At 39.3% G+C, this 26,199-nt stretch carries 21 protein-coding genes; 11 read left to right on the top strand and 10 right to left on the bottom strand.

Annotated features, from left to right (window positions below; translation table 11 throughout):
* Window positions 1-23: 23 nt before the first annotated feature.
* Complete coding sequence (locus ASG01_RS13615) at window positions 24-1,301, top strand: chloride channel protein (protein WP_055864700.1); 1,278 nt, start codon at window positions 24-26, stop codon at window positions 1,299-1,301.
* Between the two features lie 16 nt (window positions 1,302-1,317).
* Here ASG01_RS13615 and ASG01_RS13610 read toward each other — a convergent pair whose 3' ends face one another.
* The 3 genes from ASG01_RS13610 to ASG01_RS13600 are packed head-to-tail and all read right to left on the bottom strand — an operon-like array spanning window position 1,318 to window position 5,761.
* Window positions 1,318-2,718: a TolC family protein gene (locus ASG01_RS13610; RefSeq protein ID WP_185097243.1), complete on the bottom strand. Its 1,401-nt coding sequence runs from the start codon at window positions 2,716-2,718 to the stop codon at window positions 1,318-1,320.
* Window positions 2,708-4,015: an HlyD family secretion protein gene (locus ASG01_RS13605; protein ID WP_055864696.1), complete on the bottom strand. Its 1,308-nt coding sequence runs from the start codon at window positions 4,013-4,015 to the stop codon at window positions 2,708-2,710. The genes ASG01_RS13610 and ASG01_RS13605 overlap by 11 nt, the downstream gene beginning before the upstream one ends.
* Before the next feature lie 12 nt (window positions 4,016-4,027).
* Entirely contained in the window at window positions 4,028-5,761 is a 1,734-nt protein-coding gene (locus tag ASG01_RS13600; RefSeq protein WP_238584559.1) for a peptidase domain-containing ABC transporter, read from the bottom strand.
* Between the two features lie 230 nt (window positions 5,762-5,991).
* On the opposite strand from ASG01_RS13600, the gene sucC reads away from it, so the two are divergent.
* Window positions 5,992-7,182 (top strand): ADP-forming succinate--CoA ligase subunit beta, encoded by a 1,191-nt coding sequence (gene sucC, locus ASG01_RS13595; RefSeq protein WP_055864691.1) that lies wholly within the window; start codon window positions 5,992-5,994, stop codon window positions 7,180-7,182.
* Between the two features lie 52 nt (window positions 7,183-7,234).
* On the opposite strand, the gene ASG01_RS13590 is transcribed toward sucC, so the two are convergent.
* From ASG01_RS13590 to ASG01_RS13580, 3 genes are all read right to left on the bottom strand, one after another.
* Entirely contained in the window at window positions 7,235-8,137 is a 903-nt protein-coding gene (locus tag ASG01_RS13590) for a mechanosensitive ion channel family protein (protein WP_238584558.1), read from the bottom strand.
* A gap of 199 nt (window positions 8,138-8,336) precedes the next feature.
* On the bottom strand, window positions 8,337-8,912 hold the full coding sequence (locus ASG01_RS13585) for a hypothetical protein (protein WP_238584557.1): 576 nt from the start codon (window positions 8,910-8,912) through the stop codon (window positions 8,337-8,339).
* Window positions 8,913-9,190: 278 nt separating this feature from the next.
* Window positions 9,191-11,434 carry a TonB-dependent siderophore receptor gene (locus ASG01_RS13580; RefSeq protein ID WP_055864686.1) on the bottom strand — a complete coding sequence of 748 codons (2,244 nt, stop codon included), beginning with the start codon at window positions 11,432-11,434 and terminating at the stop codon, window positions 9,191-9,193.
* A 180-nt stretch (window positions 11,435-11,614) separates the two neighbouring features.
* Between ASG01_RS13580 and ASG01_RS13575 the strand changes: the two genes are divergently transcribed.
* Window positions 11,615-12,673, top strand: a complete 1,059-nt coding sequence (locus tag ASG01_RS13575; protein ID WP_055864682.1) for a Gfo/Idh/MocA family oxidoreductase — start codon at window positions 11,615-11,617, stop codon at window positions 12,671-12,673.
* Between the two features lie 14 nt (window positions 12,674-12,687).
* Window positions 12,688-12,846 carry a hypothetical protein gene (locus tag ASG01_RS16025; protein ID WP_157844201.1) on the top strand — a complete coding sequence of 53 codons (159 nt, stop codon included), beginning with the start codon at window positions 12,688-12,690 and terminating at the stop codon, window positions 12,844-12,846.
* A 64-nt stretch (window positions 12,847-12,910) separates the two neighbouring features.
* On the opposite strand, the gene ASG01_RS13570 is transcribed toward ASG01_RS16025, so the two are convergent.
* Window positions 12,911-14,809, bottom strand: coding sequence for an ABC-F family ATP-binding cassette domain-containing protein (locus tag ASG01_RS13570; RefSeq protein ID WP_055864680.1), 1,899 nt, complete (start codon window positions 14,807-14,809; stop codon window positions 12,911-12,913).
* A gap of 139 nt (window positions 14,810-14,948) precedes the next feature.
* On the opposite strand from ASG01_RS13570, the gene ASG01_RS13565 reads away from it, so the two are divergent.
* Entirely contained in the window at window positions 14,949-16,079 is a 1,131-nt protein-coding gene (locus tag ASG01_RS13565; protein ID WP_055864678.1) for a peptidogalycan biosysnthesis protein, read from the top strand.
* A gap of 3 nt (window positions 16,080-16,082) precedes the next feature.
* On the opposite strand, the gene ASG01_RS13560 is transcribed toward ASG01_RS13565, so the two are convergent.
* Window positions 16,083-16,946 carry a glycoside hydrolase family 25 protein gene (locus tag ASG01_RS13560; RefSeq protein ID WP_082498380.1) on the bottom strand — a complete coding sequence of 288 codons (864 nt, stop codon included), beginning with the start codon at window positions 16,944-16,946 and terminating at the stop codon, window positions 16,083-16,085.
* Between the two features lie 62 nt (window positions 16,947-17,008).
* Here ASG01_RS13560 and ASG01_RS13555 point away from each other — a divergent pair, with 62 nt between their 5' ends.
* The 6 genes from ASG01_RS13555 (at window position 17,009) to ASG01_RS13530 (ending at window position 21,685) form a co-directional block, all read left to right on the top strand.
* Window positions 17,009-18,271: an NAD(P)/FAD-dependent oxidoreductase gene (locus ASG01_RS13555; protein WP_055864676.1), complete on the top strand. Its 1,263-nt coding sequence runs from the start codon at window positions 17,009-17,011 to the stop codon at window positions 18,269-18,271.
* Window positions 18,268-18,939 carry a tRNA (guanosine(37)-N1)-methyltransferase TrmD gene (gene trmD, locus ASG01_RS13550; RefSeq protein ID WP_055864673.1) on the top strand — a complete coding sequence of 224 codons (672 nt, stop codon included), beginning with the start codon at window positions 18,268-18,270 and terminating at the stop codon, window positions 18,937-18,939. The genes ASG01_RS13555 and trmD overlap by 4 nt, the downstream gene beginning before the upstream one ends.
* 68 nt (window positions 18,940-19,007) lie before the next feature.
* Window positions 19,008-19,955: an endonuclease gene (locus ASG01_RS13545; protein WP_055864670.1), complete on the top strand. Its 948-nt coding sequence runs from the start codon at window positions 19,008-19,010 to the stop codon at window positions 19,953-19,955.
* 30 nt (window positions 19,956-19,985) lie between these two features.
* Window positions 19,986-20,462 (top strand): Lrp/AsnC family transcriptional regulator, encoded by a 477-nt coding sequence (locus tag ASG01_RS13540; RefSeq protein WP_055864666.1) that lies wholly within the window; start codon window positions 19,986-19,988, stop codon window positions 20,460-20,462.
* A gap of 2 nt (window positions 20,463-20,464) precedes the next feature.
* A complete protein-coding gene (gene deoC, locus ASG01_RS13535; RefSeq protein ID WP_055864663.1) occupies window positions 20,465-21,208 on the top strand; it encodes a deoxyribose-phosphate aldolase in 744 nt (247 codons plus the stop codon).
* A 162-nt stretch (window positions 21,209-21,370) separates the two neighbouring features.
* Window positions 21,371-21,685: a hypothetical protein gene (locus tag ASG01_RS13530; protein WP_055864659.1), complete on the top strand. Its 315-nt coding sequence runs from the start codon at window positions 21,371-21,373 to the stop codon at window positions 21,683-21,685.
* Window positions 21,686-21,782: 97 nt separating this feature from the next.
* On the opposite strand, the gene dusB is transcribed toward ASG01_RS13530, so the two are convergent.
* Together dusB and ASG01_RS13520 are read right to left on the bottom strand one after the other, a co-directional pair.
* On the bottom strand, window positions 21,783-22,778 hold the full coding sequence (gene dusB, locus ASG01_RS13525; RefSeq protein ID WP_055864656.1) for a tRNA dihydrouridine synthase DusB: 996 nt from the start codon (window positions 22,776-22,778) through the stop codon (window positions 21,783-21,785).
* 124 nt (window positions 22,779-22,902) lie between these two features.
* Window positions 22,903-26,100: a hypothetical protein gene (locus ASG01_RS13520; protein WP_055864652.1), complete on the bottom strand. Its 3,198-nt coding sequence runs from the start codon at window positions 26,098-26,100 to the stop codon at window positions 22,903-22,905.
* Between the last annotated feature and the right edge of the window lie 99 nt (window positions 26,101-26,199).

Genomic DNA, 26,199 nt, shown 5'->3' with positions numbered 1-26,199 from the left:
TTCTTATTTAAAAGTTTTTCAAAATGAAAATCAAACGCAGACGTCGCCTCATCCGTACGTTTAATCTTCTCGATCAGCCGATAAAATTCAATCCTTTTGTTTTCAGCCGTACTTTTTTTATGTGGGCTATTACAGGTTTGGTCGGTGGTACGATTGCGGGTCTGTACTGGATTGTTTTGGAATATTTCACCGAATTTCTTCATCAGTTCCAGGGTTTTCTGGTGATTCCGACAATGGCAGTCTGTGGCTTGCTCGCGGGCTTGGTGATTCATTTTATCGGTGATCCGGGCGAAATTCATTTGATTGTAAATAATATCCGTTTTAATAAAGGGAAACTCGATCCTAAAAACAATCCGTCGATGATTCTCTCATCACTTTTCTGTGTTGCGTCCGGCGGAAGTCTCGGACCCGAGGCGCCTTTGGTTCAGGTTACAGGTTCTACCGGAACTTATTTAGGAAAATTATTCAGATTAAAAGGTGAAGAGTTACGCTCTTTAAGCATTGCCGGAATGGCTTCTGGTTTTACAGCACTTTTTGGCGCTCCGCTCGGCGGAAGTCTTTTTTCGCTGGAAATTCTGCATCACCGTCACGCGGTCGAATATTACAAAGCAATCATTCCTGCGCTGGTGGCAAGCTGTTTCAGTTATCTGATGTTTGCTTTGATTATTCACCTCGGAATCGGCGCCACATGGGATCTGAAAGCCTACGAATATACCGGAGTTTTTGATTTTGCATACGCCACTGCTTTCGGAATTGTGGGAACTCTTTCCGGCTGGATTTTCATTTTTGTTGTCAAATTTTTCAAGCGTATTTTTGAGTTTAAAAACTTCCCGATTTATGTAAAAACGTTCGTTGGCGGCATTATTTTAGGAACTATCGCATTTTATTTTCCGCTCACCAGATATTTCGGACATCACGAAGTGAATGAACTGATCAACGGAAAATTTGATTTAAATTTCCTGATCGTTATTCTTATTTTTAAAATCATTGCGATTGCTGTTACCGTAACTTCGGGCTGGCGCGGCGGTTTTATCATTCCGCTGTTTTTTGTGGGAACAACTTTAGGATTAATCATTCATCAGCTTTTTCCGGCTGTTGACACGACTTTAGCAATCGTAAGCTGTATGGCGGCGATCAATGCCTGTGTGACGCGAACGCCGATGAGTACTACGATTATTCTGGGAACGCTGACCGGTTTTACCTATTTTGTTCCGATACTTTTCGCCAGTCTCACCGGATATTTTCTTGCTCCGAAAATTCCATTTATAGGCTCTCAGTCAGAGAAACTTTCGGAGGAGTAAAATTTATTTTAAAAATTTACCGGATCATAAAATTCTCGTTCAGCCATTTGAGTTTGTTATAGCTTTGCAGGAATTTTGCACGCAGTTCAAGGTTTTTCTGTTGCGCCTCAATAAGTTTATTTTCTCTGGAATTAATCAGAAAAAGTGAGCTTTCACCGTTGTTGTAGCGAATTTCCTCTGCATTGAGAAGTCTGCTGTAATTAATAAGATTCTCGGTAGAGAAATCGATCTGCGTTTTGTAATTATAAATTTCATTCACATACGTTTCCACTTTTGTTTTGATTTCGCGTTCTTTCAAACGGAAATCCTGGCGGTTTTGCTCGATTTTAAATTTTGCAATCTGATAATCGGCTCTTGCCTGACGCAGAAAAACAGGAATTTCGAGCTTTAAACCGTACTGAAAATTATTATCAAAAAGCGGCAGATAATCGGCTCTGTAATTTTCTTTGTTGAAGAAATTGTAGCTGAAATCAATTTTAGGTAAAAAACTCTGCCACTTCAGTCTCTTCTCACTTTCCAGAATATTTTCCTTTTGAAAATAGTACTGAAGCGACGCATTTGAATCCAGATTTCTCGTACGAATCTTTTCAGCTAAAAATTCATAATCAGAATATCCGGGATTTTCTTCTAAATTATCTGCCGGAAAAATCAGTTCTGCTACAGGAAAAAATTCCTGTCCGTCCTGCCACAGATAGAGTTGAAGATTTTGCGTGCTTTTCACGAAATTAATAAACGCATCGCGCTCCTGAAGCTGAAAACTCAGCAACTGCGAAGATGCTTCCACGGTATCGATCGCCGGTCTTTCGCCCAGTTCATAGGTTCTTTTTGTCAGACGAAGTCGCTTCAAATTAATCTCAACAGACCGCTTCTGAATTTTATAAATCTCAAAGTTTTTTACCCAATCCCAATACGCATTTTCGGCGTCGAGAAAAAGATCATTGGTAAGAACGGTTTGCTCGGCTTCTGTCATTTTTAAAGCAAATTTTGCCTGATCAAGCAGTGCACGACGTTTGTCATACAGAAGATTTTTGGCTAAAGGAATGGTGATGCCAAACTGCGCAAGACCGCCGCGCGTATCGCTGTTGCTGAGCCTTTCGCCATCCAGATAATTGTAACTTCCGTTCAGTTCTATTCCGTACCACGTTGGGATTTCGAGACCGAGATTTCTCTGTTCGTAATATCTTTCACCATCGATATTTTTCTCACCCAGTTTTCCGGAAAGCACCGGATCAAAATTTGCTCTTGCGCGAGTAATTTCAGACTCGGCAATTTTATTTTGAAGTCTATATTTGTAAGCGAGCGGATGATATTTTTTTACAATCGAAAGAAATTCAGGCTGTGAAAGTTTGAGAGAATCCTGTCCGAAAACCAATCCGGAAAACATAAACATGAGAATTGCAAAAAATTTACTTTGCATTTTCTGTGGTTTTTGCATTTTTCACTTCGTAATAATCAGGCGGGAAGCCATTGATATTTCGCCACAGTTCGTACCAAACCGGCACGTCATTTAAGATCGCAATTCCGGAAACTCCGGTTCCGATTTTAATTTTTGGCGGCCATTTTTTTTCATTTTTTGTCGGAACAACAAGCGCTTTGAAAAGTCCGTTGGTGCTGATATTATTTTCTACAGCAATTACATTTCCGGCAAAAGTTCCGTAGCTGGAGTTTGGCCAGCCCGAAAAAACAATCGCCGGAAATCCGTCAAAAATACACATCACGCGCTGTCCGGTTTTTACTAAAGGAAGATCGACCGGTTTGATGTAAATTTCCACAGCGTAATCAACTTTATCAGGAACAATCGTCGCAATATTTTCTCCGTCCTTTAAGATTTCGCCAATTCCGGCTTTATTGATCTGCACCACCTGACCGTCTTGGGAAGCGATAATAAAATAAAAGCCCTGTCTCGTGCGGTAGTTGGCAACCATATTCTGAAGTTTGGCAATCTCGCCTTCGCTGCCTTCTATCTGTCCCATATTCTGGAAACGTTCGCCTTCTATTTTGCCGATTTTCTCGTTGTAATCCTGAATTACGGCGTTTTGTTCGATGCCGGTTGTCACAATCTCCTGTCGCGTCTGCGACACTTTATTTTCTGCAGAAGTTTTCTTGGCAACGGCATTCTGATACGCCATACTTCGCTGCTGAAACTGCGTAAGTGAGACCAAACCTTCGTCGTACATTTTTTTCTGTCGGTTGTACTGATCTTCGCTCAGCTGCAGTTCATTTGTGGCAGCGGCAAGTTCGGCTTCTTCGCCCGCCAGTTTATTATTAAGCTGACTGATTTTTATTTTAACCTGATTCAGTTTTAAATCTCTTCCGTTGTTTAATGCTTCATACTGGCTTTTTACTGTTCCCACTTTAGCTTCATAATAGTCGCGGACGCCTTTTTTAGCTTCGACCTGTTGCTGCGTGCGTTCAACTAAAAGCGGATCAAGATATTCTTCTTTCACTTCAGAAAGTTCGAGAAGTGTATCACCTTTTTTTACAAAATCACCATTTTTTACATTCCAATTAATGATTCTTCCGGGAATAGGCGAGTTGAGCTGCTGCGGACGCTGTTCCTGATAAAGCGTGGTGACATTTCCCTGCACGTGAATATTCTGCGTCCAAGGCAGAAACAAAACGACAACGGCGCTTGCCAAAATAATGAAAAACCACATTTTGACGTTCGATTTCTTATGAATCTGATAAATTTTTTCAAACGACTGCACTTTCATGTTTAAATAATTTTATCTGATTTTTTCTAAGTTTCCGTGCTGCAGATGCAGATGCTGATCGGCAAGCTGGGTGAGTTTTTCAGTTTGAGAAACTATGATGATGGTCGTATTTTTCTTAATCTTGTTTAGATATAAAAGCATTTTGTTATTAAATTCATCATTCATTCCGTCGAGCGGATCTTCCAATACGAGAAGTCGTTTTTTGCCAAGAAGTGATCTGAGGAGAAGAATTTTCTTCCTCGTACTGAAAGATACTTCGGTGTCAGATTCGCTGATCTGGGTATCAAAACCTATACTGAACTGGCTCGAAATATTATCAATTCCGATTTCTTCAGCCAGTTCAAGCACACTTTCAGGGCTGATATTTTTGTTGCCTAAAATGATATTTTCGTGTACCGAACCTTTAATAATCGTCATGTCTTCGAGATACAGACCGATCTGCGTACGGAGTTCATTTTTGTCAATATTTTTTAAAGGAATTTTATCGCAGAGCACAGATCCGGTTGTGGGTTCGTAAAATCCGACTATCATATTTAATAGAAGCGATTTTCCGGCGCCAAGCTTCCCGGAAATGACCGTAATTGTATTTTCCGGAATTTTAAAATTGATGTTATTCAGGATTTTCTGATGCTCGTTGAACGCAAAATTCACATTTTTAAACTCGATTTCAAGACCTTCCTGATGCTCCTCCAAAATAATTTCGCCTGTTCTTTCTTCCGGAAGATCGGTTACTTTATTCAGTTTTGCCAACGCTGCGATGACGTCATAATAACTTTCAAGGCTGATAATCAGTTTTTCCACCGCTGCCATGATGCTTAAAACAACAATTTCAGTCGCAATAAAAGCTCCGATATTTAATTTCTGATTAACTAAAAGGTACGTTCCGATCATCAGCATGATTAAAGTGATGACTACCTTAAACGTAATAATCGTCTTGTACTGAATCACCAGGACACGGAAATGCTGCGTTCTGAAACCCAGATAATCGAGAACACGCTCATCAACACCCGCGACGTGTGCCTCTGTTTTTGAATTTATTTTAAACGTTTTTACCGACGCCGCAATATCTTCAAGCCAGGAAGCCACCGTATATTTTTTCTCGCTCTCTTCCATGCTCGACTGTATACCGCTGTCCATCGTAAATCTGAAAATGATAATGACGATAATAATCACCACCGCACCGAAAACCAAAAACCACGGATGGTAGAAGGATAAAAGTAAAATGCCAAACAAAATCTGGATAATTGCCGTAGGAATTTCCAGAAGTATTTTTGAAATTCCTTTTTGCAGGTTTTGTGTATCAAAAAACCGGTTTACGAGTTCGGGTAGATAATATTTTCTGGTTTTGCTGAGGTCAATTTTCGGAAGTTTTTCGGCAAAGGCGACAGAAAATTCAACAAAAATTTTCTGCTGAATCTTTTCGATGATCTGCATCACTTTCAGTCTGAAAAGTCCGACAAGCCAGGTTCCCAAAACGACAAATCCAATCAGAATGTAGATCGAAGTTGCCATTGTCGCGCCCATCACAAAACTTACAATTGACTGTATACCAAGCGGAACACTCAGATTTACAAGTCCGCTAAGGATCGCATAAAAATAAATATTGGTAACGTCTTTTTTCTCTTTTGTAATATATTTGAAAAGATTGTAGCCGTGCTGTTTCGGTGTAATTTCCATCGTTATATTTTGTTCAAAAATCAGACTTGTGTGATATTTAATTCCAAAAAAGTTTAGAAGGATTCTCACCTTATGATTTTTGAATAAGAAAAGTAGGTTTTTATTGTTTTTTTTAGATCGTAACAAATTACGTACCCCGTTTAAATTTTGCAATTCAGAGGTATTAAATTTTTATTAAACCTGACAAGAATCATTAGGAGTCGGCGCTGATGGGAAAAGGTTAAGAAATTCTTTTCCACTATGTTCATTTTTAGTAAATTTGTACACCTTCGGTAATTAAATTAAAATAACAAAAATATATGAATCTTCACGAGTATCAATCTAAAGAGATTTTATCAAAGTACGGAGTTGCGATCCAACGTGGTTTCGTGGCAAACAATGTGGAAGAAGCTGTTGCTGCTGCCGAAAAACTTACGGCAGAAACCGGCGCTAATGCTTGGGTAGTGAAAGCGCAAATTCACGCAGGTGGCCGTGGTAAAGGTGGCGGTGTAAAGTTTTCTCCGAATATGGATAAACTGAAAGAAAACGCTCAAAATATCATCGGCATGCAGCTGATTACGCCGCAAACTTCTGCTGAAGGTAAAAAAGTGCATTCTGTTTTGGTAGCAGAAGATGTATATTATCCTGGGGAAACTGAGACGAAAGAATTTTATGTATCTATCCTTCTTGACAGAGCTCAGGGGAAAAACACAATCGTATATTCTACAGAAGGTGGGATGGACATCGAGCACGTTGCTGAAGTGACGCCTCATTTGATCCACAACGAACTGATCGATGCGACTTTGGGTCTTCAGGGTTTCCAAGCAAGAAAAATCGCTTTCAATCTTGGTCTTGAAGGAAATGCTTTTAAAGAATTTACAAAATTTATCACTTCTTTATATAATGCGTATATAGGAATTGATGCTTCTCTTTTCGAAATCAATCCGGTTTTAAAAACTTCAGATAACAAAATTATTGCTGTAGATGCAAAAGTAACTTTGGACGGTAACTCTCTGTTCCGTCACAAAGATCTTGCTGCATTAAGAGACACAAGAGAAGAGGATGCTATGGATGTTGAAGCGGGTGAAGCAGGTCTGAACTTCGTGAAACTTGACGGAAATGTTGCCTGTATGGTAAACGGTGCCGGTCTTGCAATGGCAACTATGGATATTATTAAATTATCTGGTGGTAGCCCGGCGAACTTCCTGGACGTTGGAGGTACGGCAGATGCAGCAAGGGTACAGACTGCTTTCGGAATTATCCTGAGAGATCCAAACGTAAAAGCAATTCTGATTAATATCTTTGGTGGAATTGTACGTTGTGACAGAGTAGCACAAGGTGTTGTTGATGCTTATCATGCGATGGGAAGCCTTCCGGTTCCTTTGATCGTAAGACTACAGGGTACAAACGCAGTAGAAGCTAAAAAATTAATCGACGAGGCTGGTTTACCAATTCACTCAGCGATTACTTTGGAAGAGGCTGCAAACAAAGTAAAAGAAGTTTTAGCATAAGCTGAATTTTTATAAAAGTAAATAACCACTTCATTCCGAAGTGGTTATTTTTTTATTTGTTTAATAAATCCGGTGAAATGGAATTTGAATTTCCGGGATCGCCGTTTGTAATACTGATGCTTGTAGGCGTTACCATTCTGATCTGATCAGAGTCGAGGCGCATTTTTATTTTCATCAGAGCTCTACTTTTTTCAAGCTGCATATTGGTGCCAATTTTTATCCAGAATTTTGCCTGAAGATTGAAGGTTCCCTGTTTCAAAGTTGTGAGCATCACTTCTACGGTTTCTATACGGTCGATGTGCTCCATATTTTTTATTTCTTCCATTACGCCGTGCCGTGCCAGTCTGATATCTTCGTCAGCGGGAATTTCAAAATCTAAAATGATACGACGCTGAGGTGAAGCGGTAATATTGTAAAACGGTGCACTGAAAATAATCTGATTTGGAATGTATGCTTTTTTCCCATCGTCGGTAATGAGTTTTGTGGTTAAAAAACCGATATCCTGTACTGTTCCGGAGTGGTTTCCTATCGTAATGTAATCACCGACTTTAAATGCTTTATCAATGCCAATAAGCATTCCCGAGAATATACTGGAAACCAGATCTTTTAGAGCAACCCCTGCAATTACACCCGCGACACCGAGACTCCCGATAAATTTCCACAAAAATCCGCTGAATCCCATGATTTCAAGGGATATAAAAGCGCCCATAATAAGAATGACAAACCGGAAAATGCTGACTGTCGTAACGAGCGAACTTTCTTTCTTGCTTTTAGGGAAAAGTCTATGAAAAATTTTTACAAAACCTTTGCTAAGATATTTGCTGGTCAGTACAAAAAGGGTGAATACAATGATACCAACAATCAGTTTTGGCGTGATCTGGGCAAATTTAAGATACCAGTTGCCCAACACTCGGTAAACGATATCAAAATATCCTAAGCTTTTTTCTTTCATCATTTATTTAAAGAATTTTTTAAACAAATATTTTGCCATACGGAAAAAGTCTATTAAATTTGTAGACTTATTAGAAGTAACAATAATGTTTGTGAGGAACATGATTTAGTTTTTTTTATATATATAGTTTAGTTTTAATTTCAAAAAGATAAGACCCGGAAAATACTTTCCGGGTCTTATTGATTTGTTTAAAATGCTTTAATTATTTTACTTCTCTTTCGATTTCGTTTGCCACCTGCTTACCTTTGGAAGTTGGCAGATAAATAGCAAAACCTACGTTGAAGCTTAATCTAGACTGTAGGCCTTCGTTACCGAAACCAGCTACACCGTTATATTTAAGCAATCCTTCAACACCAATGTTTGGAGTAATGAAGTATGAGTAACCAGGACCTACACCGAAGTCTAAACCGTTTGTTGACAAACCACCTTTTGTAGATTGTCCGCCTATACCAAGATTTCCTTCAAAGAAAAATCGGCCATGATTTAATAAATTATCAACTCCAGCTTCGTTTGGAGACAAATAATATCTGCTTAATGCTCCCACTGCATAGGTAAATGTTGTAGGGCTGTCTTTAGTCACTTTATTTGTACCTAAATTTACATAACCACCCACTGCCCAGTTATCCTGTACGAAGTAAGCTGCTCTTGGCGTAATAGCAATTTGGTATCCACCGTTTGTATTCAAACCGAAGTCACTTGCAACGATGCTGCTACCAACCATCCAGTTACCTTGTTGAATTTGTGCGTTTGCAGTAGCGGTAAGTCCGGCAGCTGCCAAAATCCCAGTTAATAAGAACTTTTTCATAATTTATAATTTTTAATAATTAATTTATTATTTTGATGAATGAGCAGATTCAAATAATGTGCCAGCCGCTGGTATGAGAGTGTTTGTAGCTTTTACAACTTTCATTTTAATATTTTTTTAAGCTTGAATTTGAAATAAAAAAGGCATGCAGATACCACCTGATGCAGGTTGCCGGAATATTTGTGCAACAATGCCAAAAACAAAAAGCTGATCGAAATCAGCTTTTTTAAGTAATCAATTATCAAGAAAAATTAAAGACGGTAGGTAACCGTAAAATAAAAATTGCGTGGTACTATAGGATTCACAGAATAATTTTCGTGAACTGTAAAATTTTCAACATTCAAAAGGTTTCCTACTTTGGCCTGAACTAAAAACTTCTTCCATTCATATCCCGCAGAAAGCGCTATGGTTGTGTAATCTTTCAAAGCAAAACTTCTGCTGACGCCATTTCTCTGGGCAAGACTGTTGCTCCCGGTTTTGGTATCGTTCCAACCTGCAAGTCGGTCGCCGATGAAATAAGCCATGGCACCAAGCCGCAAACCTTTCGCAAATTTATCAAAGATGTAAAAAGCCGAGAAGTTAGCGGTCGTTGCGGGAGTTCTTACCAGCCGCTGTTTTTCAACATAGCCAAAATCTGCAGGCGTATCGAGATACACTGAATTATTATATGAGAAACCGGCAATCAAAGAAATATTTCTCGTCGGATTGCCCGTTACATCGACTTCTACACCGCGGCTTCTGAGTTTTCCGGCAAAATCTTTCGGATTTCTGGGATCTGTGGAAGGATTTCCTTTAGCATCAAGCGCAGTCTGATAAAAGTTATTATTGACAATCTGATAAAGTGAAACATTAAATGCAACGGCATTGTTCCAGATGTTTTTCTTGGCTCCAATTTCAAACTGATCAATGATGGAAGGCTTTAGCGCACTGGATAAATCGCGCGCGTCAACGCCGGTATTTGCTGCAAACGAATTGGTGTACGTCGCGAAAACCGATAAATTCGCATTAGGCATATATACCAAACCCACTTTTGGTGAAAGCGCCTGATCTGAAGTGCTGGAATTATTTGCAGTCACTTTACTGTAAGCCGTCTGCGCCGTGGCGAAAGTTGTATTCAGTGTCGGTCTGTTTTCAATATATGACCATCTCAATCCTGCCAAAACTTTAAACTCTTTCGTGAGGCTTATAAAATCCTGTGTATAAACTCCTACACGGCGCGTTGCTGTGCGGGTTTTCGTAAGTTTTACATCGGCAGCAGGCATCGGCGTATTTGTCACCCACGTTGAAGGATCATCCAGATATAAAATGCCAAGGGTTTTGGGATTGTTAAAAGTGTACGCATCCGACTGACCGTAATCTGCATCAGCTCCAATTAAAACTTTATGATTGATTTTTCCGGTGTTGAATTCTCCGTTGATGTTTGCCTGAAATGATCCGTAATTTTGCTCATTGTAGCTTTTATTTAAAGGTCTTACCCACGCAAGCCGGTTTTTGTCAACGCCTTGCTGAGTAAGATATGCCCAGTTTGTACGTTCCGTAGAATAATAATCTCTCGTATAGTTTTGATAAGAAGCTACAGTATTCAGCGTCCAGTTTTTACTGATCTGATGATTAAAAGTCACGTTTGTGGTCGCCTGCTGAACATTCTGATACTGCCAATCAGTTCCAAGAAAAATATTTTTCTTGATACCGGTTTCCAGTGTATAACTTTTGTCGCGGTTTTCGATAGCACCAAGACCAAAATCTGGTGTAAAATCGTTTTTAAGGTAATCTGCCTCAACAATCAGCTGCGAGTTTCTACCTAAATTAAACAGGAAAGAAGGATTAAAATAATACTTCTGCGAATTCACAATGTCTCTGAAACTCTCAGCATACTCGTACGTTCCATTCACACGGAAGGCAATTTTATCACTCAGCGGACCGTAAAAATCAACGAAAGGTTTGTAAGAATTCCAGCTTCCAGCGTTGAAACCAATATTTCCGCCAAAATTAAATCGCGGTTTTTTTGTAATCATGTTGACAACAGCGCCCGCAGCTGTGTTTCCGTAAAGCATCGCATTCGCACCTTTCAAAACTTCCACGCGCTCAAGCCCTGTAACTTCCGGAAAGACGCCGCTGTTTACGCGCGCACCGTTTTTAAATAAATTGTCATTTCCGAGAATAAAACCACGGCCACCAAAACTGTCCTGAGAGTTTCCACGCGATGAGGTTACGTACATTCCGTTCACGTTTTGAATTACTTCTGCCAGTTGTTTTGCCTGTTGCTGTTCGATAATTTCGTGCGTAACAATGGAGATCGGCTGCGGATTTTCCATTACCGTAAGATTCGATTTTGCAGTCGTTGTACGCGCCTGATTGGGATTTCCGGTTTTATGAAGATAAACGTCCTCAATCTCCTGAATTCTCACCGTATCGTTTACCGCATTATTACGCATCTGCGCCGTTGCAGAAATGGTTACGACCAAAAATCCTAAGCTGGCAACCTGTCTTCTCATGGTTATTTTTATTTAGATTAGTTTTAAATAGACCGCAAAAGTAAATAAAACTTTAATATGATTTAGAATGATTAAAAACAATAATCCTGATTTTTGTCATTTAATTTTTATTGATCAAATACTGTCACTTCGATTTTTTCTTCGATTTAAATAAAATATCTTTGTTTTAAAATAAATTCTATGCAACTGGTAAAAGCAGGACTTTGTGCGTTTGGCATGAGCGGAAAAATTTTTCATGCGCCATTTCTCAGTCAGCATCCCGGATTTTTTCTCGCGGCAATCGTCGAGAGGACAAAGAATGAATCTCAAAAACTGTATCCGGATGCCACAATTTACCGTTCAGTGGATGAAATGATGGCCGCTGACGATATCGATCTTATCATCGTCAATACGCCGGTGCAAACTCATTTTGAATATGTAAAAAAAGCTCTGCTAGCCGGAAAAAACGTGGTGGTTGAAAAGCCTTTTACCGTAAATGCGCAGGAAGCCGAAGAAATCGTGAAGCTTGCTGAGGAAAAAAATCTTTTTGTAAGCGTTTATCAAAACCGAAGATTCGACCGCGATTATCTTCAGGTGAAAAAGATTCTCAGTGAAAAAGTTTTAGGAAATATTAAAGAAGCAGAAATCCGTTTTGACAGATTCCGTACCGAGCCGAGCGGGAAAGATCATAAAGAAAATCCGCAGGAAGACGGTTCCGGTGCACTTCACGATCTCGGTTCGCACCTGATCGATCAGGCGGTGCAGCTTTTTGGTGTTCCGCAAAAAGTTTTTGCTGATGTTTTTTCGATGAAAGGTGATGCCTTTGCAAATGATTATTTTGAAGTTTTGCTTTTTTATCCGAATCAGCTCCGTGTGCGTTTAAAATCTTCAGTTTTCACTAAAAAAGAATTTTTTGCTTATAAAATTCATGGCGACCGCGGAAGCTTTTTGCAGGAAAGAAGTGACGATCAGGAAAACGAATTGGGCGCAGGAAGCATCCCGGAATACGGAAAAGATTGGGTAAAACCATTGAAAAATGCCGACGGTTTGCTGCATTATTCGAATGCAGAAAATCAGGAAGAAGAATTAAAAACTGAAAGTCTGCCGGGAAATTACATGAATTATTACCAGCAGATTTACGAGCATATTGTATTTGGTGACACGTTGCCGTCGCCAGCAAATGAAGTGGTCGAAAATATGAAAATCATCGATGCTGCACGGGATAGTTCACAGCAGCAGAATGTGATTTCGATTAAATAATTTAATGCAAACCCATGAAAAAAAGATCATCCAGCTTCACCGTTCTAGGCGTTTTATTCGTAATCATCGGCGTTTCACTTGTCGATGACAATATGTATCTTCGCTACGGATTTCTGCTTTTAGGAATCGCTTTCCTGTTTTACAGTATTTTTGCGATGATAAAAAAGAGATGATTTAGATAAATAAAGCTGTTCCGTCATTGGAACAGCTTTTTTTAATTTAAATTAAATTCTATTTCTAATCCTGAAGTTCCAGCCAACGCATCTCGTGGTTTTCAAGCTTTTCAGAAAGACTTTCCAATTCTGCCGACAGTTTTGAGATTTTATCGTAATCGCTTTCGTTATTGAGTTGTTCAAGAATTTTCGTGCGTGTTTCTTCAAGTTTGGGAATTTCTTTTTCAATCGTTTCCAATTCGCGCTGTTCTTTAAAAGAGAGTTTTTTCTTTGGAGTTTCCGGTTTTGCAACAGGCTTTTCCACAGGTTTTTCAACTGCTTTCTCTACTGTATTTTTTGCTTTTTTATCTTCCTGTTTAAGATTTCCGTCTTCAGATTTTTTATGCTCTCTGTATTCTGAAAAATTTCCGGTAAAATTCCTGATTTTCCCTTCTCCTTCAAACGCAAGAACGTGATCCACAACACGATCCATAAAATAACGGTCGTGAGAAACGATGATTAAACTTCCCTGAAAATTCAGTAAGAAATTCTCCAAAACCGTTAAGGTGGGAAGATCAAGATCGTTTGTAGGCTCATCAAAAATCAGGAAATTGGGGTTTTGATACAGAACATGCATCAGATGCAGCCTTCGTTTTTCGCCACCGCTAAGTTTCGCAATCGGCGAATATTGTGTCTGATCATCAAATAAGAAAAGTCTTAAAAACTGCGATGCAGAAATCGTTCTGCCATTTGCCAGCGGAAAGTTTTCAGAAATTTCTTTAATAAAATCAATCACGCGTTCGTCTTCTTTATACTGAAGCCCTTTCTGCGCAAAATAACCGAATTTAATGGTTTCACCGGTTTCTATTTCGCCCGAATCTCTCGGCTCAAAATCCTGGATGATATTTAAAAGTGTCGATTTTCCCGCACCGTTTTTTCCTACAATTCCTACTTTTTCGCCTCTCTGAAACTGGTAACTGAAGTCTTTCAGTAAAACTTTGTTACCGTAACTTTTAGAAATATTTTTAAGTTCCAGAATTTTATTGCCGAGACGTTTCATCTCAAAATCAAGCTCAAGAGAATCTTTACGGGTATCAGTTTTGGCAACTTTTTCGGTTTCGTAGAAGTCATCCTGCCGCGATTTTGACTTTGTTGTACGCGCTTTTGGCTGTCTGCGCATCCACTCAAGTTCTTTCCTGTAAAGGTTTTGCGCCTTATCGATCGTCGAATTCATGTTGTCTTCACGGATCATTTTATTCTCAAGATACGTTGCGTAAGCGCCTTGGTGCGTATAAAGATTCTGATCTTCCATTTCCCAGATAATTCCGCAAACTGCATCCAGAAAATAACGGTCGTGCGTCACGAGAAGAAGCGTGATTTTCGCTTTGTTTAAATAATTTTCAAGCCATTCCACCATATCCACATCAAGGTGGTTGGTCGGCTCATCCATAATCAATAAAGTATGGCGATGTTCGGCGCGTGTTTCGGTAAGAAGTTTTGCCAAAGCCACACGTTTGATCTGTCCGCCGGAAAGATTTCCCATTTTCGCGGTAAGATCAGTGATTTTCAGTTGAGAAAGAATCTGCGTCATCTCATTTTCAAGATCCCAGGCTTTATGGATTTCCATTTCGGCCAAAGCCATTTCCATAAAATCGGCATCATCTGAGAGCAGCGATTTATGATAATTTTTCAGAGCACGAATTGGCGCAGAATCAAGCGTCATCATAAATTCTTCAATCGTAAGATCAGATTCAAAATCGATTTCCTGATCAAACAAAACCACCGAAATATCTTTATTAATGATTACATTTCCGCTGTCAGCAATTTCTTTTCCCATCAAAATCTTCAGAAGCGTCGATTTTCCGCTGCCGTTTTTGGCCACGATCGCTATTTTGTCGCCTTCGTTTACATTAAAATTAATGTTTTTAAAAAGCGTTTTTACTCCGTAAGATTTAGTAAGATTCTCTGCCGCAACGTAATTCATTGATATTCAAATTTTGTGGCGCAAAAGTACGAAATTATAAAAGCTTTAAAGGTATTAATCTGGGTTATGCGTTATTAAACGTAGCTTTGGCTCGCGGTTTCCGGAGTTTTTATTTAAAACTGCGAGAGTTTCATCTTTTATGTCGTACACCTTTACCATTTTTAAAACGGCTTCTGCGCTTCCCAAAAACTGGGACCACATCGTTGGCAAAAACAACGTGATGCTTTCGCAGGCATATTTTCAAGCTTTGGATCATTCTGCACCCGAAAATATGAACTGCGTTTACGCCGGATTTTTGTTTAATGATGAACTTGTCGGTGGCGCACTTTTTCAGTTTTTAAATTTTTCGGAACATAAAACTTTTCAGAAAAATGAAACGACCTGCAATCTGCGAAACTGGGGCGCAAAGAAATTCAGCCGGAGTATTATGATCGTCGGCAATAATATGCTCACCGGACAAAATGGGTTTTATTTTGATTCTGATAAGATTTCAGCAGAAGATATTTTAAAATTATTACAGTCTGCCGCCACTTTTCTTCAGAAAAATCATGCGAAAACGTCTTTAATTATCTTTAAAGATTACAGCCGCGATTTTGTGAAAAAGTTTGATACTGATGATTTTAAATCTTATTTCAGGTTTTCTGTGCAGCCGAATATGATTTTAAATTTAAAACCTGGCTGGAAAAATTTTGATGATTATGTGAATGACTTTTCAAAAAAGTACCGGCTTCGTGCAAAAACGGCGCGTAAGAAAAGTGTAGAAATTCAAAAATCAGAACTGAACTTAGAACAGCTGGAAAGTTATAAAAACGGAATGAATCTTCTGTATCAAAACGTCGCTGAAAATGCACCGTTCAATACTTTCTTTTTGAATGAAAATCATTTTATCGAGCTTAAAAAATCGCTACAAGATAAATTTGTCGTCTTTGGATATTTTTTAGACGAAAAACTCATTGGTTTCTGCACGGTGATTCTTAACGGCGAAGATGTCGACACGTATTTTCTTGGCTATGAAAAAAGCATTCAGAAGGAAAAGCAGCTGTATATGAATATGCTGCTTGATATGACAGAATTTTCGATTGATCACCGTTTTACGAGAATAATTTTCGGGCGCACAGCTTTAGAAATAAAATCGACGGTTGGCGCCGAACCTTCAGAAATTTTTGGTTTGATCAAACATCAGAATCAGATGATAAATCCGTTTATGAAAAAGATTTTCACGGCGATCAATCCGCAACCGGAATGGATTCAGCGGAAGCCTTTCAAATAGAAATCAGTCAATCGTCATGTTTTTCAGAGACCAAAAACTTCCGTTATACACATTCAGATCAACTTTTGTATTGATTCCGTATACGATTCCTTTCTCCGAAAACTGCCAGAGATCCCAGTCAGTATCCGGCGAAGGCGCGGGAACATCATTGTAATTTGCCAGCCAAAGAGGATAATCGTCGAATTCACCCTGCAAAAAATCTTTGTAATAATGATAATAAGTGTAGATAATCGGCTTCTTCCCGTAGGTTTCTTCCACGATTTTGCACCATACTTTCAGGTCTTCTACTAGCTTCGCCGTCGATTTTTTTCTGGGAATTTTTTCAATATCTAAAACCGGCGGCAGATCGCCGCTTTCAAGCTTTACATTCGCCAGAAAATTATTTGCCTGAATAATGGGATCTTCATCTGCACGGTAAAAATGATAAGCGCCGCGAACGAGATTATGCTTTTTTGCGAGTTCCCAGAAATCTGAGAAGTGACGGTCGGCGCTTCGGTTTCCCATTGTAGCGCGCATAATCACAAACTGAAGCGGAATGGTACGGTTGCCAATACTCAAACTGTCCCACTGAATATCTTTTTTATTCTGATAATGCGAAATATCAAAACCGTAGGTTTTATCCAGATTGTTGCTGATGATTTTCTGGATGCGCTGTGTTTCCGTTTCGCTGTTTTGCAGTTTTTTGTGCGTAAAACGGTCAAAATACATTGCGTAATAATAGCTGATATTCTGACGTAGATAAAGGCCGGTGCCGAGAAGTGAAACCAAAAGTAACAGCAGAATGATTTTTCTGCGGTTGAAATAATTTTTCTGCCGGTTTTTACGGATTTTTGTGGCAGTTTTTTTGGTGTATCTTTTCTGGCTCATTCGGTTTACAAAACTAAGTTTTTAAGCTTTCAGATGCTATATTTTAACACTAAATTTACCTCATGGAAACTCGTGAAAAGATCATCATCATCGGCGGAGGTTTTGCCGGTCTGCAGCTTGCAAAATCATTAAACAACAAAAACAAAAAAGTGCTTGTGCTCGATAAGGTGAATCACCATATGTTTCAGCCGCTTTTTTATCAGGTTGCCTGCGGACGAATTGAGCCTTCCAACATATCTTTTCCGTTCAGAAAAATATTTCAGGCCTCCAGAAACACGCAGTTCAGGCTTACAGAAGTTCAGAAAATCATTCCCGAACAAAACAAAGTCATCGCTGATGATGCCGAATTTACATATGATAAACTGATTATCGCAACAGGTTGCAAAACCAACTTTTTCGGCAATAAAGATCTCGAAAAACAGGCTTTCGGAATGAAAAACACACAGGAAGCCATCAGTATCAGAAATCATGTTTTGCTCACTTTTGAAAAATTGATCTTAGAGAAAAGACGCAGCGACGACGGCAACTGGAATATTGTAATTGTCGGAAGCGGACCGACAGGCGTTGAGTTGGCAGGCGCATTTTCTGAAATGAAAAAAGAAATTCTGCCACGAGATTATCCGTATATGAATTTCAGTCAGCTGGAGATTATTCTGGTAAGTTCGACTGAAAAGCCTTTGGCAGTAATGAGCCACGAGTCTCAGGATAAATCTGAACAATACCTGAAAGATCTCGGTGTACGATTTATGAGCGGCGAAGTAGTTACAGAATATGACGGCGATAAAGTTCATCTGAAAAGCGGAAAAACGATTCCTTCCAATAATGTAATCTGGGCAGCCGGTGTTACCGGAAATGTAATTGAAGGTTTTCCTTCTGAAAAACTCGTACGAAACCGATACATCGTCGACCGCCATAATAAAATCAAAGGTTACGATAATATTTTTGCGATCGGTGATATTGCCTACATGGAAACGCCCAAGTATCCGCAAGGTCATCCTCAGGTGGCAAATGTGGCCATTCATCAGGCAAAAAATTTAGGCAAAAATTTTTTGAGAAAAAAAAGCGAGCCGTGGGAAGAGTATGAGTATAAGGATCAGGGTTCTATGGCGACAATCGGGAAGCACAGAGCGGTCGTGGATCTTCCTTTTATAAAATTTCAGGGACTTTTTGCCTGGTATTTTTGGATGTTTTTACATTTAATGCTTATTTTGAGCGTGCGAAACAAGCTTGCCATCTTCTTCAACTGGATGTGGAGCTATTTCAATAAAGATTCGTCACTGCGACTGATTATTTCGCCGAATGTAAAAAACAATACGGAACAATGAGAATTGATATAATAAGTGTGCTTCCGGAACTCATGGAAAGTCCTTTTCAGGCGTCTATCCTGAAGCGTGCTGCTGACAAAGGTCTCGTAGAAGTGCATTTTCATCAGCTGAGAAACTGGTCGGTAAATAAGCAAAGGCAGATCGATGACGAGCCTTATGGCGGCGGTGCCGGAATGGTAATGATGATTGAACCTATTGACAAATGCATTTCTGAATTAAAATCTCAGCGCGATTACGACGAAATTATCTATCTGACACCCGATGGTGAAACTTTGAACCAGAAGATCGCCAACACACTGTCTATCAAAAAAAATCTTCTTTTTCTTTGCGGACATTATAAAGGAATCGATCAGCGCGTTCGCGATCTGCATATCACCAAAGAAATTTCGATCGGTGATTTTGTTCTGACTGGCGGCGAGCTTGCAGCTTGTGTATTGGCAGACTCAGTCATCCGTCTGCTTCCCGGAGTTTTGAATGACGAGCAGAGTGCACTTACCGACAGTTTTCAGGATGACTTGCTGTCACCGCCAATTTACACGAGGCCTGAAATTTATAAAGGTCTGGAAGTTCCGAAGATTTTACTGAGTGGAAATTTTAAAAAAATTGAAGACTGGCGACACGATGAAGCCGTGAGAATTACTGAAGAAAAGCGTCCTGATCTGCTGTGAAAAATCTGCTGATTGGTGAGTTTTTTGATGATCTTTCATAACTTAAAGATGGAATTATAAAGATTATAATGGAGTTGGCTGTATTTTACAACGTAGAAAATTTTTTTGTCCCTGATAAGAAACCGGTTCATAAATTTGATCCAACTGTTTCCGGGCTTCACAACTGGGATGAGCGTCGGTATCAAAACAAACTTCATAAAATTTCCGGAGCATTCCGGCTGATGAAAGAAGAGAGTAATATTCTGCCTTTATTCATCGGACTTTCTGAGATTTCGGGAAGACAGACGCTGGAAGATTTAATCAAACTTCCACCGTTTGATTCTGAATTTGGAATTGCCCATTTTGATTCTCTCGACGAAAGAAAAATTGATGTCGCGCTCCTTTACGACAAGCGGAAAGTCGAACTTCTACACTCTGAACCCATTACTTTTTTCTTTGAGAAAGATTATGAATCCAAAGAACCTTTTGATACGACGCGCGACGTTTTGTATTGTAAACTCTCTGTAAACGAAGAAATTATTCATGTTTTCGTTCTCCATTTACCTTCAAAAAGAGAAAAAGATATCAATCTTCCGAAGCGTGCTTTTATTTTAAATGAAATTAAAAACAGGATTTCTGATTTGATTAAAAACGAAAATGCGAAAGTTTTGGTCTGTGGTGATTTTAATGAAAACCCTGATGACGAGAAGCTTCGCAGTTTTCTGTCAAATGAAAATAAGCAAAATTTAATGACAAATCCATTTGCTGAAATGTATGCAGATAGTCAATTTTCTGCCTATCATCACAAAAATGGTTTACTATTTGATCAAATTATTTTATCACAGAACTTTTTCCATAACCGTGAGGGCCTGCAGTTTCATGATGCAGGAATTTTCAAGCCTCACCAGATGACTATTACTGCCGGAGCCTATTCTGGCCGCCCGTTCCGCACCTACGCCGGAACCCGATACTTAGGAGGATTTAGCGACCATTTTCCGGTTTTTGTCTTACTTGACAATCTTCCGAAAGACCGCTGAACTATTAATAAACCATAAAACTAAAAAACTATGCCTGGTAAAAATTTACAAGATTCTGCCTATCACCTAGACGCGATCGACCGTGAGATTATTTACATGCTGGTCGATAACTCTAAGACGTCTTTAGCGCATATCGCCACAAAAGTGGGCATTTCCACGACTGCCGTTCATCAGCGAATCAAAAAACTTGAGAATGCTGAAGTTATTGAAAGTACTATTTCCATTTTAAATCCCCGAAAAATTGGTTACAAAGTAGTTGCTTTTGTAAGTGTCTCTCTGGTTCAGCCGAGCTATTATAATGAAGTTATTGAGCTTTTGCAGGATGTAAATGAAGTAGTTGAAGCCCATTACACTACAGGAAATCATTCGCTTTTTATAAAAGTGATCTGCCGGGACAATGAGCATTTGCTGGATGTTTTGACGAAAATTCAGCACATTAAAGCGATTGAAAAAACGGAAACATTTATTTCGTTAGACCAAAAAATCCTGCGTCAGCTAAAAGTGTAAGTATGAAGGATATTGCAGCGTATTTAGATTCAACTTATTTAAAAACATCGGCTCAATCCGGGCTTTCGCAGGAAGAAACCTGGCAAAAAGTGAAGAATCTTATTGATGAAGCGGTTTTGCACAAGATCTTTGCCGTGATGATTCGCCCTGAGTTTGTTTCAGATGTTAAAAAATATTTAAATGAAAAAGGGAGAAAAGTAGTCATCGGAACGGTGATTGGTTTTCACGAAGGTTATGGATCGGTTGAGGAAAAACTCGCCGAAGCAAAGAATGCCATTGAAGCTGGTGCCGACGAGCTTGATTTTGTGATTAACTATCATGAATATCTTAAAGGAAATATTTCCTACATAGAAAACGAGTTTCAGCAATGCACAGAACTTTGCCTTCAAAATAAAAAAATTGCAAAGTGGATTATCGAAATCGCAGCTTTGAACAATACTCAAATTGCCGAACTTACTTCTAAAATTTCCGGTTGGGCAACGCAGTTTTTCGCAGGAAAGGAAGAAAATATTTTTGTGAAATCCTCTACCGGCTTTTATGAAACAGAAAATGGAAAGCCAAACGGAGCCACTTTTGAAGGCATCAAAATAATGCTCGATAACGCCGGTAAGATACCTGTAAAAGCCGCAGGCGGAGTACGAACTCCCGATGATGCCGAAAAAATGATTGATCTCGGTGTAAAGAGAATAGGAACTTCCTCCGCCTTATCTTTAATCTCTGATAAAGATTCTTCTGCGACATATTAAAATGACAAAACCCATCAAACTTTGGTGGGTTTGCCATTTATATTTCTCGATTACTTTATTAGACCAATGATTAATTTTTGAACAATCTGATACATCACAAGAATTGCTAGAAAAAGAATTTTAAATAAAATAAAAAGTAATTTAGTTTAAATTTTAAAGACAATGAAAAAAATAATTACAATGTTTGCTGTTGTACTGATCACAATATCAGTCGGTGCTCAGGAGAAGCAAACGGTAAAAGAAGCGGTGAAGCAGGATGCTAAAGTCGTAGGAAATGTGGCTAAAAAAGGAGCGGTTGCAACAAAAAAAGGTGTGCAGAAAGGAGCGGAATGGACAGGTGAAACCGCTAAAAAAGGAGCAAAAGCAACTGAAAAGGGAGTGAAAAACGGAGTGAAATGGACAGAAAAAACCGCTCAAAAGGGAGCGAAAGCTATAGAAAAAACATACCAAGAAGTGAAAACGGATATTAAAAAATAGTTTCTTTTCTACATAAAGCAGAATAAATAAACCCATCAGATTCTGATGGGTTGTGTTTTAAAAACTGTGTAAAAGCAGATATCCAGTTTATCATGATTTAAACCGGTGTCTGATATTCCTCATAGAAAATCTGAGTTTCTTTTATCACTTCATCCATCTCAGCCAACGAATAAACTTCGAGAAACTTCCGTCTGAAATCTTTAAAATGCGGCACTCCACGAAAATAATTGCTGTAATGCTGGCGCATTTCGATCAGTCCCAATTTTTCACCTTTCCATTCTGCGCTCCATTCTGCATGCTGACGAACTGCTAAGAGACGGTCTGAAATGGTAGGCGAATCCAAATGTTCTCCGGTGGCAAAGAAATGTTTGATTTCATTAAAAATCCATGGGTAACCTATCGCTGCACGGCCAATCATAATACCGTCGCATGCGTATTTGTTTTTGTATTGTAAAGCTTTTTCAGGAGAATCAATATCACCATTTCCAAAAATAGGAATCTCAATATTTGGGTTTTGCTTGATTCTTGAAATATGTTCCCAGTCAGCTTCGCCTTTATACATTTGTGCGCGCGTTCTTGCATGAATAGTCAATGCTTTAATACCAGTTTCCTGCAGGCGTTCTGCCACTTCGTCGATGTTTATCGAATGACTGTCCCAACCTAAACGGGTTTTTACGGTTACTGGAAGGCTTGTAGAACTTACAACAGCTTTCGTCAGACGTACCATAAGATCAATATCCTTTAAAACTCCTGCACCAGCGCCTTTGCAGACCACTTTTTTTACAGGACAGCCAAAATTAATATCAACCAAATCAGGATTTACAGTTTCCACAATTCTTGCAGACATCGCCATTGCCTCTTCGTCACCACCAAAAATCTGAATTCCGACGGGTCTTTCGTAATCGAAAATATCCAGTTTTTTTCTGCTTTTCATCGCATCGCGAATCAAGCCTTCAGACGAAATAAATTCAGAATACATCATATCTGCGCCATGCATTTTGCAAAGCCTTCTGTACGGTGGGTCGCTCACATCTTCCATCGGTGCCAGCAGCAGCGGAAACTCGGGCAGTTCGATATTGCCAATTTTTACCATGGTGCAAAGTTAATAATAAATTACAGGATCGCTAAACGCTGAAAAATGAAAAAATATCAAAGTAGATTTTACAAAAATAGCTTTAAATTAATCTTGCGATTATTAAGAATTAAATTAATAAGCATTAAAAACTCGCTTTCACCTGCATACTTCCGATGTGAATGGTGCGGTCGCCAGAATTTCTCCCTTCGTAATTTAAATTGAGCTGAAGAAAGGAATTCAAAGCCTGCTGAATGAAAACACTCCAAACCTGATTTTTTCCCGGTTTCAAACCGTCGAGCATCTGGTTTCCGACGATGCTGAAACTGTTTCCGGTAAAATCATTATTAATAAAAGAAAAATTGGCGCGTATGGAAGTTTTCTTGCGTTCCCACTGCAAAGTTCCCGTGATGTCGAAAGCCTTCAGAAGTTCTTCACCATCGAGTCTTTGCTTTTCACGGTAAGCAGAAGAAAATTCAGCCTGAATAGCGTCTGTGAAACGGTACGTTGCTTTTGGTTTTGTTTCAAAATTATTTAAACGGTAATCGCGCGTTGAGAAAAGCTGCGAAGAATTCTGAAGATCATGCACCGAATTTTCCCAGTCGACACGAAATTCTTTATTAAACCAATATCCAAGATTCAAAAAATGCGACGTCTGCTCACGAATCTCATTACTGAAATTGGCATTCACCAAATTATCATTCGCGATAAAACGGTAATTGCCATTCCAGCCGCTTTTTTCAGTCGGATTAAACTGCACTGCAGCAAGAATATTCTGGTTTTTCAGGATTTGGTCACTGCCTTTTTCAAAAGGATTTAAAACCAGAACTCTTTCGCGTTTGTAAAAAGAATTCTGAGAATTCAACGAGATATTAAAATTCCAGCGTTTCAGAAACTCATTTTCAGAATTTAAAATCACCGAAGGATTCACAAAAAGTGCCAGCTGAAGTTTGTTTTTATTGGAAGGAATATAGCGCACAGAATTTGTGTAAATCCGGATGTATTTCGCCAAATCGCTGTATTCTGCAATCTCAAATTCATCAAGTTGCTGCACGCCGTCGCCGTTATAATCTGTCCATTTGTAAACGCCTTGGCCATCGGTCACTTTCACATATTGAAATTCACGCTGTGCTTCCTGGCCGTTTCCAAGCTCATAAAACGCCTGCAGACGCATCCCGTTTTTGAAAAGCTGCTGATTGTAGAGTAAATTTCCAACGACAAAATCTCTGTTTTGGCTTTGATCTACCGTTGCGTCAGCATAATAAAATTTCCGGTAATGAAGTAAAGCATTCAACGTCGTTTTTTCTGTTTTAATGATCTGACTTTCTGCCATAAAACCTAAAATTCGGTTCATATTTTGCAAACGGTTGTCACGCACGGAATCGTTGTCGCGAAGATACATTTTGGCTAAAAGTTTCGTGCGCGTACTGTCGCCGATTTTTTTCTGAACAAAAATTTCGCGCCAGCTGAAACTCGTCACATCAAGCTGTTGCGTCTCGTTGAATTTTTTCTCGTTGTGCTCCATACTTCCGCCGACGGCCCAGCTGCCCTTATTTCCGGTAAACTCGCTTGAAACTCCGCCTCGGATGAACTTGGTGTTTTGAAGCGTCGAATTGGTGCTGAGGTAAGACAGACTTCCTTTCGTGAAATATCTTCCTGCAATCCAGCCAAAATCGAGATCGTTTTTTATTCCTTTGTAAGAATCCTGCTCTTCCAAATAATTTAAACGGTAATTAAGTGCAGATTTATTTTTCCATCGGTTCAGAAAACTGAATATTATACGGTTTTGAGTTCTCCCGCTAAATTCCTGCGCAAGATTGAAATCCCTCGAAAATTCAACATCATTAATACGGTCAAGAATATGAAACTGGCGGTCAATATACTGATATTCAAAGCTTGGTGTTCCTCGCCAATTGTTTTTTTCAAAAGTTTTATTACCAAAAATTCTTGCGGCATAACCGAGATTCTGCGCGGCATCTTTTGACGAAAACAGATTGATATCGTAATTGCTGAGCGAGACATCGGCACCGATTTTTCCGTCTTTCAAAAGATATTCAGAATTTACCGTATAAACCTGCGCTTTTTGTGGTGACGGGAGTTTTCGTACAGCGCGGTAATCGCCGGCATTCTGACCGACATATTCGAAAACGCGGCCGTTATTTGTGGTTTGCTTTAAGCGGTAGTCGCCCAGGTTGGCTCCAAAATAGGTAAACGAAACCTGATAAAGTGTGACATTAACATCATTCGAAAGCTCGTAATAATTTCCGTTAGGATCCTGTACAAGACGATACAGAATTTTGTTAACATCATACTCAGAAATGACGGCGGACGGCGCGTACATTAAGTTTGTGTCGTTTCCGGCATTAGCCAGAATCTGCTCATCTTCTTTGGAAAGATTTAAGGCAAGCGGAGCATTTTTATTGTCATTTTCAAGAAACCAGTTTAAGGCTATTCTGAATTTTTCCCGTTGGTGCTGAAGCTTTCCTGTAAACAGATACCGAGAATAATTTCTGTTGGTGTAATTAAAAGAAATCGTGATAAAATTCTGCTGAAAAATCGGCCGGAAACTCGTGAAAGTCACTTCGCCGGTATTGTAGTTAATAATATAATCTTGGTTTTCGCCACGTTTCATTAAAATTCCGTCGATAAAAACCTGCTCAGAACCTGAAATAAGGGTAATAAACTGTTCGCCGTTTTTCCCGGTAAGACGATACGGACCTTGATTTCCTTCCACACCCTGAAAACGGATTCTGTGAAATTCGCTTCGCGCCACGCCCATAGAAATATCTGCAAATGTTTTATTCTCCTGCCCAAACTGCGTCTGAAACTGAATTCCCATACTTCGCCGCTGATATTTGGCAAAATAATTTTTGTCATCGACCAGATCGAGATGGCCGGCGCGCAGAATCGATTTATCTTTAATATTAAGCTGAATGTAAATCTTGTCAAACTCTTCCAAAGTCTGCGTATAACCGTCGGCCTGTATCGGTAGATTGTGATCTGAAATACTCGCCAGCAACGTTACATCGTTTGAAAGCCGGCCGGAAATCTGCAGATCCATCGAGCTTTGAACCGACTGTCCCTGATTATTTCCAAAAGTAATTCCACGGATAATAGAACCTTTGGAATTAAGTTCTCCCAGAAATCTCTTCTTGTCATTTCTTGCCAAAACTGCTTCATCAATAATGATTCTATTGCTGGTTTTTATGAAATCCATTGTGTCTTTAGCAAAAAGATCTCGTTCCAGTTTTAAAGCTAAAATGCTGTCTTTCCTAATGCTGTCGTTCGGGATATTCGGGTTCTTCCACGAGAAAATCTGAGCCTTACCGAGAAAGAAGCTCATGAAAAGGAACAAGAAAATAAGCCGGAAATTCCTCAATGGTTGTTGAAAATAATTGGTAAAAGTAGCTAAAAAATGAGTACGCTTTTGAGATTAGTATTA

It is taken from the genome of Chryseobacterium sp. Leaf180 (genome assembly GCF_001424585.1).
GTDB lineage: Bacteria > Bacteroidota > Bacteroidia > Flavobacteriales > Weeksellaceae > Chryseobacterium.
Note: the sequence above shows the minus strand (reverse complement) of the source record. Positions and strands in the feature narration are given on the sequence as shown.